Here is a 15,489-nt window from a genome sequence, read left to right on the forward strand (position 1 = left end):
GCGGGTCCGAGACGTCGAGGCGATCACGCAGCAACGTGGTGGAGAAGAATCTCCGTCACCATCACGTCAACACGCCTGGGTGCTCCTCACCTGCCGCGAGATCCACTCCCCCACGTCACGGCCTGTGGAGAACTCGGCGCACCCGCCGGGAGATCGGGCGATCCTGCTGACATGGACATTCTCGGTACCCGTCTCGGGGTCCTCTGCCTCACCGTCGCCGTCCTGCTCAGCGGATGCGCCGCCTCCGGCGCCGAGCAGCCCGACCGGCGCACCCCGCCGGCGCGTGACGCGCCGTCCGGCGAGCTCGGCGACCTGGCCGACCGGGGCGCGAGCGGGATAGCCGGCTACTGACCTGCAGGGGCGAGCGGGCTGACGATCCGTACGCTCATGTGGAACGTCGACATCGCCCCCTCGAGCACGACCAGGAACCCGTCGGGACCGTCGCGGTAGACCTGGCGGCTCTGCTCGAACGTGGGGTCCGGCGGGTTGAACTCATGGCACGCGCGCAGGGCCGCCTCGAGCGCGACGGCGCGCTCCGCGTGCTCCGTGCGCCCGATCTGCACGACGGTGGGCGGCTTGAGGTCGCCGCGGTTGGCGTACTCGATCAGGACCCGCCAGGGACCCTGCCCGCCCACGGCGTCGGACTGCGCGTCGGGCTGCGCATCGGACTCGGCGACGGACTCGGCGACGGCACCCGGCTCATAGGTGTCGTACGTCGCGTCCGCGCCCTCCCCCGTCACCGGACCGGCAGACCTGCCCCGGACAGCGCGGCCTTGACGTCCGCGATCCGCAGGGTGCCGAAGTGGAAGACCGTGGCGGCGAGGACGGCGTCCGCGCCGGCCTCGACGGCCGGCGGGAAGTGCTCGGCAGCGCCGGCACCGCCGGAGGCGATCACGGGGACGGACACCTCGGCGCGGACCTTGCGGATCAGCTCGAGGTCGAACCCGTCGGTCGTACCGTCGGCGTCCATCGCGTTGAGGAGGATCTCACCCGCGCCCAGCTCGGCGGCGCGGACCGCCCACTCGATGGCGTCGATCCCGGCGGACCGGCGGCCACCGTGGGTGGTGACCTCGAAGCCCGAGTCCCCCACCGCTGCGGCGTCGGCGCCGACCCGGCGGGCGTCGACCGACAGCACCAGAACCTGGTTGCCGAAGCGGTCGGCGATCTCGGCGATCAGCTCGGGCCGGCGGATGGCCGCGGTGTTGACGGCGATCTTGTCGGCGCCGGCCCGCAGCAGCCGGTCGACGTCCTCGACCGAGGAGACGCCGCCGCCGACGGTGAGCGGGATGAAGACCTGCTCGGCCGTCGCGGAGACGATGTCCATCGTGGTCGCGCGGCCCTCGTGGGAGGCGGAGATGTCGAGGAAGGTGAGCTCGTCGGCGCCCTCCGCGTCGTAGAGCCGGGCCAGCTCCACCGGGTCACCGGCGTCGCGCAGCTCCTGGAAGTTGACGCCCTTGACCACCCGGCCGGCCTCGACGTCGAGGCACGGGATGACCCGGACCGCGAGGGTCATACGAGACCGCCCCGGGTCAGCGCGAGCGCGTCCTCGAGGGTGAACTGCCCGGTGTAGAGCGCGGTTCCGGCGATCGCGCCCTCGACGCCGAGCGGGACGAGCTCCATCAGCGCGCGGATGTCGTCGAGCGTCGTGACGCCGCCGGAGGCGACGACCGGGCGCGAGGTCGCAGCACAGACGTCCTCCAGCAGCTGGAGGTTCGGGCCCTGCAGCATGCCGTCCTTGTTGACGTCGGTCACGACGTAGCGGGCACAGCCCTCGGAGTCGAGCCGGGCGAGGGTCTCGTAGAGGTCGCCGCCCTCCTTGGTCCAGCCACGGGCGGCCAGGGTGCGACCGCGGACGTCGAGGCCCACCGCCACCCGGTCGCCGTACGTCGCGATGGCGCGTGCGCACCACTCGGGCTGCTCCAAGGCGGCGGTGCCGATGTTGACCCGCCGGCAGCCGGTGGCCATCGCGGCCTCCAGCGACTCGTCGTCGCGGATGCCGCCGCTCATCTCCACCTGGATGTCGAGACGGCCGACGATCTCGGCCTGCAGCTCACGGTTGTTGCCGTGGCCGAAGGCCGCATCGAGGTCCACCAGGTGCAGCCACTCGGCGCCGGCCTCCTGCCAGCGCAGGGCCGCCTCGATCGGGTCGCCGAAGCGCTTCTCGGAGCCGTCCACGCCCTGCACCAGCTGGACGGCCTGGCCGCCCTTGATGTCGACGGCGGGCAGCAGCTCGAGGTAGCCGGTCATGGCCGCGATCCTAGAGGAGGCGGACCGAGGTGCTGCGCCGCGTCTCGCCGACACGGGAGACAGGGACTAGAACTTGTTCTCTTTTTGTGATGGCGTGGCGAAACGGCCGCCACTCGGGAGGGGTGGCGGCCGGCACAACAACACATTTCGGGAGGGAAACCCCAATGACCTTGCGTCATCGCACCACCTGGCACTCCGTGTCCATCGGAGCCGTTCTGGGCCTCGCGGCCAGCACCGCCGTCGTCATCGGTACGGCGGGAGCGGCCTCGGCCGCGACCTTGAGCTACGACTGCACTGTCCCGATCCTGGGTCAGAAGACCTTCGCGACCGACATCACGACCAACGCGCCCGCGACCGTGGCTCCCGGCAGCTCGGTCACCCCGACGGTCACCATGACGATGACCGTTCCCGACGACCTTGCCGGCGCGTTCCGCGGAATGGCCGACCAGATCGAGGGATCCATCTCCGCCGGGCACACCGTCGACGCCGCAGCCGCACCGACGTCGATCACGATTCCTCGTGGCCCGGTGCCCGCGAGCGGGCAGATCGTGCTCACCGGAACCGGCACCATGCCGACGATCACGGCCGGTGAGGCCGGCAGCACCCGCACCATCGCGGCCGGCCCCCAGCAGGTCACGATGAAGCTCTTCAAGGACGGCGAGCCGGCCGCCCTCATGCCGGTGGCCGACCTCTCCTGCACCCTGGCGCCGGGTCAGAGCACCGTCATCAGCACGATCACGGCTGCCGGGGGCGGGACCGCGGGCCCCGGTGCCACCGCCAGCTCGACGACGGTCAAGGCGAGGTACGCCAAGAAGTCGCGCAAGGCGACGGTGACCGCGACCGTCACCCCGGCCAGCGCCACCGGCTCGGTGACCTTCACTCTCAAGAAGGGCACGACCGTGAAGACGCAGACGGTGGCCGTCGCCGGCGGCACCGCGAAGGGTTCCTTCAAGAAGCTCAAGCCGGGCAGGTACACGGTCACGGCGTCCTACAGCGGAGCCGGCGGCACCGTCGGCGCCTCGAGCGCCACGACCAAGCTCAAGGTCCGCTGACCGCGGCCCGGGTCGGTCCGGTCGGGCCGGCCCGGGTGATCAGCCCGATCAGCCCAGCGAGGTGACCCAGTTGCGCAGCAGCTGGGCGCCCGCGTCCCCCGACTTCTCGGGGTGGAACTGGGTCGCACACAGCGGACCGTTCTCGACGGCGGCCACGAAGCGGTCGCCGCCGTGCTCGGCCCAGGTCACCAAGGGCTGGTGGCTCTGGGGCGTGCGGTCGTTGGTGACCAGCTTCCAGTCCCGCACGCCGTAGGAGTGCACGAAGTAGAAGCGCTCGTGCTCGATCCCCGCGAACAGCCGGGTCCCGGACGGAACGGACACCGTGTTCCAGCCCATGTGCGGGACGATCGGGGCCTGCAGCCGTTCGACGACGCCGGGCCACTCGCCGCAGCCCTCGGTCTCGACGCCGTGCTCGATGCCCCGCTCGAACAGGATCTGCATGCCGACGCAGATGCCGAGCACCGGTCGTCCGCCGGACAGGCGGCGGGCGATGATCCGCTCGCCCCGGATCGCCCGCAGCCCGCGCATGCACGCCTCGTACGCGCCGACGCCCGGCACCAGCAGGCCATCGGCCTCCATCGCCGTGTCGAGGTCGGCGGTGAGGGTGACCGACGCACCGGCCCGCTCGACCGCGCGGACGGCGGAGCGCAGGTTGCCGGAGCCGTAGTCGAGGACGACGACGGACGGAGCGCTCACAGGGCTCCCTTGGTGGAGGGGATGCCGGTCTCGCGCGGGTCGATCGCGACCGCGTCGCGGAAGGCCCGGGCGAACGCCTTGAACTGCGTCTCCACGATGTGGTGCGGCTCGCGGCCCGCGAGCACCCGCACGTGGAGGGCGAAGTGGCCGTGGAAGGCGATCGACTCGAAGACGTGCTGGGTCAGCGAGCCGAGGTAGGACACCCCGGAGCCGCCGAGCTGGACGTACTGCTGACCCTCCGGCTCGCCGGTGTGGACGCAGTAGGGCCGACCGGACACGTCGACGACGGCCTGTACGAGGGCCTCGTCGAGCGGAACGGTCGCATCGCCGAAGCGGCGGATGCCGGCCTTGTCGCCCAGCGCCTGGCGCAGCGCCTGACCCAGCGTGATCGCGGTGTCCTCGACGGTGTGGTGGGCGTCGATGTGCACGTCGCCGTCGGTCTGGACCGTGAGGTCGACCAGCGCGTGGCGCGCGAACGCGGTGAGCATGTGGTCGTAGAAGCCGACACCGGTGGAGATGTCGTGCTTGCCGGTGCCGTCGAGGTCGACCTCGACGATCACCTTCGACTCGCTGGTCTGCCGCTCGATGCGTGCGGTCCTCGCCGTCATGCGCGCTCTCCATCTACGTCGGTCAGGGCGGCCCGGAAGGCGGCCATCTCCTCGGGGGTGCCGACCGAGACCCGCAGCCAGCCGTCGGGCCCGGTCTCCCGGATCAGGACACCCCGGTCGAGGAGACCCTGCCAGACAGCATGACGGTCGGCGAATCGCCCGAACAACACGAAATTGGCGTCGGAGTCGGCGACGTCGTACTCCTCGGCGCGCAGCCAGTCGACCAGCGCGTCCCGCTCGCGACGCAGGTCGTCGACCTTGCCGAGCAGCTCGGGAGCGTGCCGCAGGGCCGCGAGCGCGACCGCCTGGGTGACGGCGGAGAGGTGGTAGGGCAGTCGCACGACCCGGATCGCGTCACAGATCTCCGGCGCCGCGGCGAGGTAGCCCAGCCGCAGCCCGGCGCCCGCGAACGCCTTGCTCATCGTGCGCGTCACGACCAGGTTCCGGTACGACGGCAGCAGCTCCAGCGCGCTCGGGACACCGGTGCGCCGGAACTCGCCGTACGCCTCGTCGACGACGACGATCCCGTTGGTGTCACCGTCGCCGGCGGCCTCGCAGAGCACACCGACCGCCTCGGGCGGCAGCGCGGTGCCGGTCGGGTTGTTGGGGCTCGGCAGCAGGATCACGCTCGGCCGCTCGGTCTTGACCAGGTCACGCGCGGCGTCGAGGTCGAGCGCGAAGTCCTCGGCCCGCCGGCCGGCGACCCAGCGGGTGTTGGTGTCACGGGCGTACTCGGGATACATCGAGTAGGTCGGCGCGAAGCTCACCGCCGTGCGGCCCGGGCCGCCGAAGGCCTGCAGCAGCTGCAGCATCACCTCGTTGGACCCGTTGGCCGCCCACACCTGCTCGGGGGCGATCGAGGCCGTGGCGTCCTTGGAGAGGTACGCCGCGAGAGCGGTGCGCAGGGCCGTGAACTCCCGGTCCGGATAGCGGTTCAGGGTGACCGCCGCTTGCGCCACCGCCGTCGCGATGTCCGCGACGCAGGCCGGCGAGGGCCCGTAGGGGTTCTCGTTGACGTTGAGCTGGACGGGTACGTCGAGCTGCGGGGCGCCGTACGGCTCGATCCCGCGCAGCTCCTCACGCAGCGGCGGCCAGCCGCCGGTGGTCGGTCCGCTCACCGCGTCGACCGGACCGTGATGGCGGCACCGTGACCGGGCAGGTCCTCGGCCTCGGCAAGGGTGACGACGTGGGCGGCGACCTCGGCCAGCGCCGCCGCGGTGTAGTCGACGACGTGCACCGACTTGGTGAACGCGCGCACCGACAGGCCCGAGGAGTGGCAGGCGCAGCCGGCGGTCGGGAGCACGTGGTTGGACCCGGCGCAGTAGTCGCCGAGGCTGACCGGGGCGTGCGGGCCGACGAAGATGGCGCCGGCGTTGCGGACCCGGGCGGCCCAGGCCGCGGCGTCCTCGGTGTGGATCTCGAGGTGCTCGGCGGCGTACGCGTTGACGACGTCGAGGCCCTGCTCGAGGTCGCGGACCAGCACGATCGCGGACTGCTTCCCGCCGAGCGCGGTGGTGATCCGCTCGCTGTGCTTGGTGGCGGCGACCTGCTGGTCGAGCTCGGCCTCGACCTCGGCGGCGAGGCGCTCGGAGGTGGTGACGAGGACGGAGGCGGCCAGCGGGTCGTGCTCGGCCTGGCTGATAAGGTCGGCGGCGACGTAGGCGGCGTTGCCGGTGTCGTCGGCGAGGATCGCGATCTCGGTGGGACCGGCCTCGGAGTCGATGCCGACCTGGCCCTTGAGGATCCGCTTGGCCGTGACCACCCAGATGTTGCCGGGGCCGGTCACCAGGTCGACCCGACGGCAGGGACCGACGCCGTAGGCGAACATGGCGATCGCCTGGGCACCGCCGACGGCGTAGACCTCCTCGACGCCGAGCAGCGCGCACGCCGCCAGGATCGTCGGGTGGACCGCACCGCCGAACTCCTTCTGCGGCGGGCTGGCCAGGGCGATGGACTCGACGCCGGCGGTCTGGGCGGGGACCACGTTCATCAGCACGCTGGAGACCAGGGGCGCCAGGCCACCGGGGACGTAGAGACCCACCCGGCCGACCGGCACCTTGCGGTGGGTCACCCGGGCGCCGGGCCCGAGGTCGGTGACGGCGTCCTGCTCGAGCTCGTTGGCACACGTGGCGCGGAGCCGGCGGATCGACTCCTCGAGGCCCGCCCGGATGTCGGGCTCGAGCCGGTCGAGCGCGTCCTGCATCGCAGCGGGCGCCACCCGGATGTCGTCGACGCGGACGCCGTCGAACTTCTCCCCGAACTCGACGATCGCGTCCAGCCCGCGGGTGCGGACCTCCTCACAGATCGCATGCACCGCCGGCACCGCGGCTTCGATGTCGAAGTCGGCACGGGGCACTGCTGCGCGGTAGTCGGTGGTGGCCGAACCAGCACCGGCGTCACGCAGGTCGATGCGACGGATGAGGGACATGCTCTGATTCTACGGTCGCCGCGCACGCCGGCGACGCGGTCCCCGCTACGTTGGACACGTGACCGACCAGCTCCCGATGTTCCCGCTCAACGCGGTGCTCTACCCGGGAGTGAGCGTGCCGCTGCACGTGTTCGAGGACCGCTACCGGGCACTGGTGCACCACCTGCTGCGCATCGAGGACCCCTCACAGCGACTGTTCGGCACCGTCGCGATCCGGGAGGGCTACGAGGTCGGCGACCACGGCAACCACTCGGTCTACCGGATCGGGGTCCGCCTCCAGCTGACGGAGGTCGAGGCGCGCGCCGACGGCAGCTTCGACATCGTGGCGGTCGGCCGCGACCGGATCCAGCTCAACCGGTTGCTGGGCTCCGGGGACTACCCCGTCGGCGAGGTCGCGGTGCTGCCCAACCGGGAGAGCGTCGTACCCGAGGAGCTGGTGCAGCAGGCCCGGGCCACCTTCACCGCCTACCGGCACGTGGTGCGCACCATCGCCGGCGACCCGTTGCAGGGCGAGCTGCCGAAGGACCCGACCTACCTGTCCTGGACGCTCGCCGCCTGCACGCCGCTGCCGATGGGCGAACGCCAGCAGCTGCTCGAGGCGGGCGACACCGCCGAGCGGCTGGCGCTGGTGATCGACCTGCTCCGCACCGAGCTGCGCGCCATCAACGTGATCACGTCGCTGCCGGCCACCGAGGTCGCCCGCACCCGCTGGAGCCCGAACTGATGGCGCGCAAGAAGCAGACCGGCGGCACGCCGGCCACGACCGCGCTGACCACCGCGGGCGTCGCGTTCACCGTGCACGAGTACGACCACGACGCCCGTGCGGAGTCGTACGGCGGCGAGGCCGCCGAGGCGATGGGGATCGCACCGGACCGGGTGTTCAAGACCCTGTTCGCCGACGTCGACGGCGCGCTCGTGGTGGGCGTCGTCCCGGTCTCGGGCCAGCTCGACCTCAAGGCGCTGGCTCGCGCCGTCGACGGGCGCAAGGCCGCGATAGCCGACCCGAAGGCCGCCGAGCGCGCGACCGGGTACGTCGTCGGCGGGATCTCACCGCTCGGGCAGCGCAAGGCGCACCCCACCGTGGTCGACGACTCCGCGCTCAGCCACGACACCGTCTTCGTGTCGGCGGGCCGGCGCGGGATGGAGGTCGAGCTCAGCCCTGCGGAGCTGGTGCGCCTGACGGCTGCTCGGGTCGCGGCGATCCGGCGCTAGCCTGCGCGTCGCTCGCCGGCACCGCCGGCGAGAAGGACAGCATCAGCACCAGGTAGGCCAGCAGCGCGCCGACCGGCCAGGCGAGGTAGGGAGTCCAGCCCGACACCGCGAGGTGACCCGGCATGACGTCGCCGACCTGGTGCGCGGCGAGCAGGCTCGCCGGATCGGGCGGGCTGAGCGACTCCCCCAGCAGGGTCATCGCCACGACGCCGAGGCCCGCACCGGCCAGCACCGCGAGGATCCCGGCGACCGCCTGGTGGCGCGCCAGCCAGCCCCCGACCAGTCCGAGCACCAGCGCGAGCGCGAAGGCGACCACGACGAAGGTGGCCGTACCGCTGAAGTCGCGGGTGATGCCGGGGTCGAACGGGTCGGGGTACCACGCCTTGCCCGCCACCGTGTCGTAGACCTTCCCCTGCGGGGCAGGTCCCCACCAGGCCCACCAGAGCAGGCCGCCGGCCGCCCCGAGCAGGGCGCCGAGCACGACGGGAACGACCAGGGCCAGGCGCCTCATCCGGCCAGGCACCCCGGGCCGAGGAGGTGCTTGAGGTCGGCGAACAGGGCCGAGGAAGGAGTCACCCGGAGATTGTCCCCCAGCCGCATCACCTTGGTGGAGTCGCGGCTCAGCAGCAGGAGGCGCACCTCGGTCAGGCCGGCGTGCGAGGTGAGCACCTCGCGCAACTGGGCCACCACCGGGCCGGTGCACCGGGTCGCGGGCAGGCTGATCACGACCGGGCCGTCGCTGCCCTTGTCCAGGTCGGGGACGGTGACCTCCTGGCCGCGCAGCTGGGAGGTGTCGCGCTCGGTGTCGAGCTGGCCGCGGACCCGGATGATCGCGTCCTCGGTGAGGTAGGGCGCGGCGAGCCGGTAGCTGCTCGGGAACAGCAGCACCTCGATCGCACCCTCGAGGTCCTCCAGCGTGACCGTGGCCCACGGGTCGCCGTTCTTGGTGATCTTGCGCTGGATCGAGGTGACCAGGCCGGCGACGGTGACCGTCGAGTTGTGCGGGCGGCTCTCGTCGGTGACCAGCTGGCCGATCGTGCAGTCCGTGCCGGTGGAGAGCACGTGCTCGAGGCCGAGCAGCGGGTGGTCGGACACGTAGAGGCCGAGCATCTCCCGCTCGTGGCCGAGCAGGGTCATCTTGTCCCACTCGTCGATCTCGGGAATCGCGACGCTCACGCCGAACCCGCCGTCGCCGCCGCCGCCGTCGTCGTCGCCGAGGCCGGCGAAGAGCGAGTCCTGGCCGATCGCCTCGTTACGCTTGATGTCGACGTACTGGTCGACGGCCGTCTCGTGGATCGCGACCAGCGCCCGGCGCAGGTGCTTCATGTCGTCGAAGGCGCCGGCCTTGATCAGCGAGTCGATGACCCGCTTGTTGCACACCGCGACAGGCACCTTGGACAGGAAGTCGTTGAAGTCGACGAACCGCCCCTTCTCGGCGCGGGCCTCGACGATGCCGTCGACCACGTTGGAGCCGACGTTGCGGATGGCGGTGAGGCCGAACCGGATGTCGCGCCCGACCGCGGTGAAGTCGTGGGCCGACTCGTTCACGTCGGGCGGGAGCACCTGGATCTTCATCCGGCGGCACTCGTTGAGGTAGATCGCCATCTTGTCCTTGTCGTCCTTGACGGACGTCAGGAGCGCGGCCATGTACTCGGTCGGGTAGTTGGCCTTGAGGTAGGCCGTCCAGTAGGTGATGACGCCGTATGCCGCGGAGTGCGACTTGTTGAACGCGTAGTCGGCGAACGGGACGAGGATCTCCCAGAGCGTCTTGACCGCGTCCTTCGGGTAGCCGCGCTCGAGCATGCCGGCCTCGAAGCCCTCGAACTGCGCGTCGAGCTCGGCCTTCTTCTTCTTGCCCATGACCCGGCGCATGTTGTCGGCCGCGCCCAGCGAGTAGCCGGCCAGGACCTGGGCGATCGCCATCACCTGCTCCTGGTAGACGATCAGGCCGTAGGTCTCCCCCAGCACCGGCTCCAGGGCCTCGGCGAGCGCCGGGTGGATGGGCTCGATCGGCTGGCGCCCGTTCTTGCGGTGGGCGTACTTGTTGTGGGAGTCGGCACCCATCGGGCCAGGGCGGTAGAGCGCGCTGACCGCGGTGATGTCGGCGAACTTGTCGGGCAGCATCGAGCGCAGCAGCGCGCGCATGCCACCACCGTCGAGCTGGAACACGCCCAGGGTGTCGCCCCGGCCCATCAGCTCGTAGGTGGCCCGGTCGTCGAACGGGAGCTCCTCGAGGACGACGACCTCGTCCTTGTTGGCCTTGATGTTGGCCAGGGCGTCCTCGAGGATGCGCAGGTTGGACAGACCGAGGAAGTCCATCTTGACCAGGCCCAGCGACTCGCACATCGGGTAGTCGAACTGGGTGATCACCGCGCCGTCCTGCGGGCGGGCCATGATCGGCACGATGTCGATCAGCGGCTCGCTCGACATGATCACGCCGGCGGCGTGCACACCCCAGTTGCGGATCTGGCCCTCGAGGCCGACCGCCGTCTGGTAGATCGTGCGGACGTCGGCGTCGGACTCGTAGAGCGCGCGGAACTCGCCGCCGTCGTTGTAGCGCTTGTGCTCGGGGTTGAAGATCTCCTTGAGCGGCACGCCCTTGCCCATGACGTCGGGCGGCATCGCCTTGGTGATCTTGTCGCCGATCGCGAAGCCGTGGTCGAGGACGCGCGCGGCGTCCTTGATCGCGGCCTTGGCCTTGAGCCGGCCGAACGTGGCGATCTGGGCGACACGCTCGGCGCCGTACTTCTCCGAGACGTACTGGATCACCTCGCCGCGTCGGGCGTCGTCGAAGTCGATGTCGAAGTCGGGCATCGAGGGGCGCTCGGGGTTGAGGAAGCGCTCGAAGAACAGGCCGTGCTCGAGGGGGCACAGGTCGGTGATGCTGAGCGCGTACGCAGCGATCGAGCCCGCACCCGAGCCACGGCCCGGTCCCACCCGGATCCCGTTGCGCTTGGACCACTGGATGAAGTCGGCGACCACGAGGTAGTAGCCGCAGTAGCCCTTCTGGGAGACGACCGCGAGCTCCATCTCGACCCGGTCCTTGACCGCCTGGGTCAGCAGGTCGCCGGGGTAGCGCGCCTCGATGCCGCGCCAGACCTCCTTGCGGAACCAGGACTCCTCGGTCTCGCCTTCGGGGATGTCGGCGCGGGCCATGTAGCCGCCGGTCGACTCCTTGAACTCGACCGAGCACCGCTCGGCGATCGCCAGGGTGTTGTCGCAGGCCTCGGGCATGCCGAACCGGTCGGCCCACAGCTCGCGCATCTCGGCGGCGGACTTGATGTAGTAGCCACCGCCGTCGAACTTCAGCCGATTGGGGTCCGAGAGCCGCTTGCCGGAGGCGACGCAGATGAGGGCGTCGTGGGCGTCGGCGTCCTCGGGCTTGTTGTAGTGGGAGTCGTTGGTGGCGATCGGCGCGATGCCGAGCTCCTTGCCGAGGCGCAGGAGGTCGTCGCGGACCCGCTTCTCGATCGAGATGCCGTGGTCCATCAGCTCCAGGAACACGCTGTCCTTGCCGAAGATGTCCTGCAGCTCGGCAGCCTCACGGACCGCCTCGTCCCACTGGCCCAGGCGCAGCCGGGTCTGGATCGCCCCGCTCGGGCAGCCGGTGGAGACGATGATCCCCTTGCTGTGCTCGGCGAGGATCTCCTTGTCCATGCGGGGCTTGTAGAAGTACCCCTCGAGGCTGGAGCGCGACGAGAGCCGGAACAGGTTGTGCATGCCCTCGGTGGACTCGGCCCACATCGTCATGTGGGTGTAGGCGCCGCCACCGGCGACGTCGTTGCCGCCCTCCTCGCTGGCGTCGGCGGCGTTGCTCTGGCCCCAGCGCACGCGGCGGCGCTCGCCGCGCGGGGTGCCGGGCGTGATGTAGGCCTCGATGCCGATGATCGGCTGGACGCCGTACTTCTTCGCCTTGGAGTAGAAGTCGTAGGCACCGTGCAGGTTGCCGTGGTCGGTCATCGCGATCGACGACATGCCGAGGTCGTTGACCCGGGTGAACAACCCGTCGAGCAGCGACGCACCGTCGAGCATGGAGTACTCGGTGTGGACGTGCAGGTGGACGAAGTCCCCGGCGTCAGCAGCCATCGGTGGTTCGGCTCTCCTCAAGGGTCAAGGGCGGTCGCTCGGGGAAGAGGACCAGCCTACGTGACGATCGTGGCGACGCTAGGCCGACCCTCCGACAGATCCGGGCGCCCACTCCATCCTCAGGTCGGGCGCCCGCTCCTCGTTCTCCGAGCCGTCGGTGTGCTCCCGCTCGACCAGGCCGCGGGCGGCGTAGAACGCCCGCGCGGGGGCGTTCTGCTCGAAGACCCACAGGCTGAAGCCGTCGGGGTGACGGACCTTCACCAGGTCCAGCAGCGCACCGCCGACGCCCGTGCCCTGGTGGGCCGGGTCGACGTACAGGTCGTCGAGCCAGGTGCGGGTGAACCTCGCGTAGCCCACGACTCCCCCGCCGCTCTCGGCCACCCAGCACTCGGAGTCGCCGAGCCGCGCGGCGAGGTGGGCGCGGACCTCGTGGGGCGGATGGATCCCCGGTGGCATCGGTGAGGCCGCGCGGGCGGCCAGCTGGACCGCGGCGATCGCCGGGACGTCGTCAGCCCTCGCCGGGCGCAGCAGCAGGCCCGCGGATCCCCCCGGGTCAGTGGGCATCGCGGACGACCTCGAGCGCGTGCGCGAGGTCGTCGGGGTACGTCGACTCGTACTCGACGTACGCGTTGGTCTCCGGGTGCTCGAAACCCAGCTTGACCGCGTGCAGCCACTGCCGCTCCAGCCCGACCCGGCGGGCCAGCACCGGGTCGGCACCGTAGGTGATGTCACCGACGCAGGGGTGCTTGAGCGCGCTCATGTGCACCCGGATCTGGTGGGTGCGGCCGGTCTCGAGGTGGATCTCGAGCAGGCTGGCGAAGCGGTGCGCCTCGAGCGTGCGGTAGTGGGTGACGCTGTGGCGCCCGTCCTCCATCACCGCGAACTTGTAGTCGAACCTGGGATGGCGGCCGATCGGGGCGTCGACGGTGCCCTCGAGCGGGTCGGGATGGCCCTGGACCAGCGCGTGGTAGGTCTTGTCGACGGTACGACGGCGGAAGGCGTTCTTGAGCACCGAGTAGGCGTGCTCGGACTTGGCGATCACCATCACGCCCGAGGTGCCGACGTCGAGGCGCTGGACGATGCCCTCGCGCTCCTTGGCTCCGGACGTGGAGATCCGGAAGCCCGCGCCGGCGAGGTGGCCGACGACGGTCGGGCCGCGCCACCCCGGCGAGGGGTGCACCGCGACGCCCACCGGCTTGTCGATCACGACGATCGCGTCGTCGTCGTGGATGATCTTGATCCCCTCGACCAGCTCGGGGACCACCTCGAGGTGGTCGACCTCGGCCGGGATGGACACGTCGAGGACGGAGCCGCCGAGGACCCGCTCGCTCTTGCCGCCGACCGGCGCGCCGTCGAGGACCACGCGGTCCTGCGCGATCAGCTCGGCCGCACGGGTGCGGGAGACCCCGAAGAGCTGGGCCATCGCGACGTCGACGCGCTCGCCGTCGAGGCTGTCGGGAATCGGCAGGCTGCGGTGGTCGACCGTGGTCATGCGCTCTCCTCGGCAGTGGTGGCGCGGCTACCGTCGAGGTTCACACCCCGCAGGACCTGGAGCAGGATCAGGCCGACGCCGACGTTGATGCAGATGTCGGCCACGTTGAAGACCGGCCAGTTCGGCAGCATCAGGAAGTCGACGACGTGCCCCTTGAACGGACCAGGCTCGCGGAGCATCCGGTCGACCAGGTTGCCGTCGATTCCGGCCAGCAGCAGGCCGAGCCCGATCGCCCAGACCTTGCTGCCCACCCGGCGGCTGGTCCACAGCACGACCAGGGTCGCGACGCAGGCCAGGCAGGTGATGGCGACCGTGAACCGGGTGCCGAGGCTGAACGCCGCGCCCGGGTTGTAGGTCAGGTGCAGCTGCAGCAGCTCCCCGACGACCTCACGGTCGGGCTCCCCCGCGAGATGGCGCACGGCCAGGACCTTCGCGACCTGGTCGATCGCGATCATCACGGCTGCGACCGCAGCGAAGAGCATCCAACTGCGCGGGTGGGCGAGGAAGCCCTCGCCGGTCCGGCCGGATCCGTCGTCGCGGTGGTCTACCGACGTTCCTCGCGCTGCTTGCATGTCATGCACAGTGTGGCACGCGGGAAGGCCATCAACCGCATCTTGCCGATCGGGTTGCCACACGACTCGCACACGCCGTACGTGCCGTCGTCGATGCGTGCCAGGGCCCGGTCGATCTGGGCCACCTTCTCCCGCTCGTGGTTGAGGACGGTGAGCTCGTGGTCACGCTCGAAGCTGGTCGCACCGAGGTCGGCCTGGTCCTGGCCAGCGCCGTCACCGGAGTCACGCAGCAGGCCGCTGAGGTCGGCCTCCTGCTCCTCGAGGATCCGGGCGCTCGCCTCGCGCTGCTCGTGGAGCTCGGCCAGCACCTCGGCGAGCTCGGCGGCCGACCAGGCCTCCTCGTGGTCGAGGACCACCAGGGACGCGGGTGCGGTCGTGCGCGTGGGCGCCTTCGGGGCAGGAGCAGCGGCCTTCGCGGGGGCGGCCTTCTTCGCCGGCACGGCCTTCTTCGCCGGAGCAGTCCTCTTGGCGGGGGTTGCCTTCTTCGCGGCGGCGGGAGCGGCCTTCTTGGCCGGGGCCGTCTTCTTCGCCGGAGCGGCCTTCTTCGCCGGGGCCGCCTTCTTCGCGGCGGCGGGAGCGGCCTTCTTCGCCGGAGTCGCCTTCTTGGCCGGAGCCGCCTTCTTCGCCGGAGCCGCCTTCTTCGCGGCGGCGGGAGCGGCCTTCTTCACCGGGGCGGCCTTCTTCGCCGGAGCCGCCTTCTTCGCCGGAGCCGCCTTCTTGGCCGGGGCCGCCTTCTTCGCGGCGGCGGGAGCGGCCTTCTTGGCCGGAGTCGCCTTCTTCGCGGGTGTCGCCGGCTTCGCGGCGGACTTCGCCGGGGCTGCGGCGCTGGCCGTCGCCTTGCGCGGACGGATGATCTTCCGGGCGGCGGAAGCGGCCTGACCGGCCAACGACTTCTTCGTGCTGCGGGCCATTGAAGGACTCCTCGGAAGGCGGCGACCCACGCGCCAGCGAGCGGTGGGCGTGCTGCGGAGGGTAGCGGGTACGGCGAGGCCGTCCAAGGAGGCGCGCAGGGAGCGAGATCGGCCGGAGACGACGAACCGGTGGGCCCCCCCGGGCGGCCGCCCCCGGAGGGGCAGGTGTCGAGCACGGCGAGCCC

General features: G+C 71.2%; 17 protein-coding genes. 4 read left to right on the forward strand and 13 right to left on the reverse strand.

From position 1 onward, the window contains the following. The first annotated feature begins 171 nt into the window (after positions 1 to 171). Positions 172 to 351, forward strand: a complete 180-nt coding sequence (locus tag KU893_RS01035) for a hypothetical protein (protein ID WP_218232440.1) — start codon at positions 172 to 174, stop codon at positions 349 to 351. Here the strand turns inward: KU893_RS01035 and KU893_RS01040 are convergent. From KU893_RS01040 to priA, 3 genes are read right to left on the reverse strand one after another with little or no spacing between them, the layout of a single operon-like run. Continuing rightward, positions 345 to 740, reverse strand: a complete 396-nt coding sequence (locus KU893_RS01040) for a hypothetical protein (protein WP_218232441.1) — start codon at positions 738 to 740, stop codon at positions 345 to 347. The two genes, KU893_RS01035 and KU893_RS01040, sit on opposite strands and share 7 nt — an antisense overlap. Further along, positions 737 to 1,513 carry an imidazole glycerol phosphate synthase subunit HisF gene (gene hisF, locus KU893_RS01045; protein WP_218232442.1) on the reverse strand — a complete coding sequence of 259 codons (777 nt, stop codon included), beginning with the start codon at positions 1,511 to 1,513 and terminating at the stop codon, positions 737 to 739. Before hisF ends, KU893_RS01040 begins: the two co-directional genes overlap by 4 nt. Next, complete coding sequence (priA, locus tag KU893_RS01050) at positions 1,510 to 2,247, reverse strand: bifunctional 1-(5-phosphoribosyl)-5-((5-phosphoribosylamino)methylideneamino)imidazole-4-carboxamide isomerase/phosphoribosylanthranilate isomerase PriA (protein ID WP_218232443.1); 738 nt, start codon at positions 2,245 to 2,247, stop codon at positions 1,510 to 1,512. Before priA ends, hisF begins: the two co-directional genes overlap by 4 nt. A 164-nt stretch (positions 2,248 to 2,411) precedes the next feature. On the opposite strand from priA, the gene KU893_RS01055 reads away from it, so the two are divergent. After that, positions 2,412 to 3,299 carry a DUF6801 domain-containing protein gene (locus KU893_RS01055; protein WP_218232444.1) on the forward strand — a complete coding sequence of 296 codons (888 nt, stop codon included), beginning with the start codon at positions 2,412 to 2,414 and terminating at the stop codon, positions 3,297 to 3,299. Between the two features lie 48 nt (positions 3,300 to 3,347). On the opposite strand, the gene hisH is transcribed toward KU893_RS01055, so the two are convergent. Genes hisH through hisD form a run of 4 tightly spaced genes read right to left on the reverse strand, consistent with a single transcriptional unit; the run spans position 3,348 to position 7,031 of the window. Next, the gene (gene hisH, locus KU893_RS01060; protein ID WP_218232445.1) at positions 3,348 to 3,995 is read right to left on the reverse strand and encodes an imidazole glycerol phosphate synthase subunit HisH; all 648 of its coding nucleotides are present in this window, start codon (positions 3,993 to 3,995) and stop codon (positions 3,348 to 3,350) included. After that, positions 3,992 to 4,603, reverse strand: a complete 612-nt coding sequence (hisB, locus tag KU893_RS01065) for an imidazoleglycerol-phosphate dehydratase HisB (RefSeq protein ID WP_218232446.1) — start codon at positions 4,601 to 4,603, stop codon at positions 3,992 to 3,994. Before hisB ends, hisH begins: the two co-directional genes overlap by 4 nt. Beyond that, positions 4,600 to 5,721 carry a histidinol-phosphate transaminase gene (locus KU893_RS01070; RefSeq protein WP_218232447.1) on the reverse strand — a complete coding sequence of 374 codons (1,122 nt, stop codon included), beginning with the start codon at positions 5,719 to 5,721 and terminating at the stop codon, positions 4,600 to 4,602. The genes hisB and KU893_RS01070 overlap by 4 nt, the downstream gene beginning before the upstream one ends. Beyond that, on the reverse strand, positions 5,718 to 7,031 hold the full coding sequence (hisD, locus tag KU893_RS01075) for a histidinol dehydrogenase (RefSeq protein ID WP_218232448.1): 1,314 nt from the start codon (positions 7,029 to 7,031) through the stop codon (positions 5,718 to 5,720). Before hisD ends, KU893_RS01070 begins: the two co-directional genes overlap by 4 nt. Positions 7,032 to 7,089: 58 nt before the next feature. On the opposite strand from hisD, the gene KU893_RS01080 reads away from it, so the two are divergent. Continuing rightward, on the forward strand, positions 7,090 to 7,755 hold the full coding sequence (locus tag KU893_RS01080) for an LON peptidase substrate-binding domain-containing protein (protein WP_218232449.1): 666 nt from the start codon (positions 7,090 to 7,092) through the stop codon (positions 7,753 to 7,755). Beyond that, positions 7,755 to 8,243 carry a Cys-tRNA(Pro) deacylase gene (gene ybaK, locus KU893_RS01085; protein WP_218232450.1) on the forward strand — a complete coding sequence of 163 codons (489 nt, stop codon included), beginning with the start codon at positions 7,755 to 7,757 and terminating at the stop codon, positions 8,241 to 8,243. Before KU893_RS01080 ends, ybaK begins: the two co-directional genes overlap by 1 nt. On the opposite strand, the gene KU893_RS01090 is transcribed toward ybaK, so the two are convergent. From KU893_RS01090 to KU893_RS01115, 6 genes are all read right to left on the reverse strand, one after another. Further along, positions 8,185 to 8,754, reverse strand: a complete 570-nt coding sequence (locus KU893_RS01090) for a hypothetical protein (RefSeq protein ID WP_218232451.1) — start codon at positions 8,752 to 8,754, stop codon at positions 8,185 to 8,187. The two genes, ybaK and KU893_RS01090, sit on opposite strands and share 59 nt — an antisense overlap. Then, the gene (gene dnaE, locus KU893_RS01095) at positions 8,751 to 12,329 is read right to left on the reverse strand and encodes a DNA polymerase III subunit alpha (protein WP_218232452.1); all 3,579 of its coding nucleotides are present in this window, start codon (positions 12,327 to 12,329) and stop codon (positions 8,751 to 8,753) included. The genes KU893_RS01090 and dnaE overlap by 4 nt, the downstream gene beginning before the upstream one ends. Before the next feature lie 78 nt (positions 12,330 to 12,407). Next, entirely contained in the window at positions 12,408 to 12,893 is a 486-nt protein-coding gene (locus KU893_RS01100) for a GNAT family N-acetyltransferase (RefSeq protein WP_218232453.1), read from the reverse strand. Next, positions 12,883 to 13,821, reverse strand: coding sequence for an RluA family pseudouridine synthase (locus tag KU893_RS01105; RefSeq protein ID WP_218232454.1), 939 nt, complete (start codon positions 13,819 to 13,821; stop codon positions 12,883 to 12,885). The genes KU893_RS01100 and KU893_RS01105 overlap by 11 nt, the downstream gene beginning before the upstream one ends. After that, positions 13,818 to 14,393, reverse strand: a complete 576-nt coding sequence (gene lspA, locus KU893_RS01110; RefSeq protein WP_246591403.1) for a signal peptidase II — start codon at positions 14,391 to 14,393, stop codon at positions 13,818 to 13,820. The genes KU893_RS01105 and lspA overlap by 4 nt, the downstream gene beginning before the upstream one ends. Then, positions 14,366 to 15,304: a TraR/DksA family transcriptional regulator gene (locus KU893_RS01115; protein ID WP_218232455.1), complete on the reverse strand. Its 939-nt coding sequence runs from the start codon at positions 15,302 to 15,304 to the stop codon at positions 14,366 to 14,368. The genes lspA and KU893_RS01115 overlap by 28 nt, the downstream gene beginning before the upstream one ends. Positions 15,305 to 15,489 lie beyond the last annotated feature (185 nt).

This window comes from Nocardioides daeguensis, assembly GCF_019192965.1.
Classification (GTDB): Bacteria; Actinomycetota; Actinomycetes; order Propionibacteriales; family Nocardioidaceae; genus Nocardioides; species Nocardioides daeguensis.

What these genes read in the sequence shown, in the direction of transcription:
- KU893_RS01035 (WP_218232440.1), top strand. Translation starts at nt 172, where the DNA reads ATGGACATTCTCGGTACCCGTCTCGGGGTCCTCTGCCTCACCGTCGCC.
- hisF (WP_218232442.1), bottom strand. Translation starts at nt 1,513, where the DNA reads ATGACCCTCGCGGTCCGGGTCATCCCGTGCCTCGACGTCGAGGCCGGC.
- priA (WP_218232443.1), bottom strand. Translation starts at nt 2,247, where the DNA reads ATGACCGGCTACCTCGAGCTGCTGCCCGCCGTCGACATCAAGGGCGGC.
- KU893_RS01055 (WP_218232444.1), top strand. Translation starts at nt 2,412, where the DNA reads ATGACCTTGCGTCATCGCACCACCTGGCACTCCGTGTCCATCGGAGCC.
- hisB (WP_218232446.1), bottom strand. Translation starts at nt 4,603, where the DNA reads ATGACGGCGAGGACCGCACGCATCGAGCGGCAGACCAGCGAGTCGAAG.
- hisD (WP_218232448.1), bottom strand. Translation starts at nt 7,031, where the DNA reads ATGTCCCTCATCCGTCGCATCGACCTGCGTGACGCCGGTGCTGGTTCG.
- ybaK (WP_218232450.1), top strand. Translation starts at nt 7,755, where the DNA reads ATGGCGCGCAAGAAGCAGACCGGCGGCACGCCGGCCACGACCGCGCTG.
- KU893_RS01090 (WP_218232451.1), bottom strand. Translation starts at nt 8,754, where the DNA reads ATGAGGCGCCTGGCCCTGGTCGTTCCCGTCGTGCTCGGCGCCCTGCTC.
- dnaE (WP_218232452.1), bottom strand. Translation starts at nt 12,329, where the DNA reads ATGGCTGCTGACGCCGGGGACTTCGTCCACCTGCACGTCCACACCGAG.
- KU893_RS01100 (WP_218232453.1), bottom strand. Translation starts at nt 12,893, where the DNA reads ATGCCCACTGACCCGGGGGGATCCGCGGGCCTGCTGCTGCGCCCGGCG.
- KU893_RS01105 (WP_218232454.1), bottom strand. Translation starts at nt 13,821, where the DNA reads ATGACCACGGTCGACCACCGCAGCCTGCCGATTCCCGACAGCCTCGAC.
- lspA (WP_246591403.1), bottom strand. Translation starts at nt 14,393, where the DNA reads ATGCAAGCAGCGCGAGGAACGTCGGTAGACCACCGCGACGACGGATCC.
- KU893_RS01115 (WP_218232455.1), bottom strand. Translation starts at nt 15,304, where the DNA reads ATGGCCCGCAGCACGAAGAAGTCGTTGGCCGGTCAGGCCGCTTCCGCC.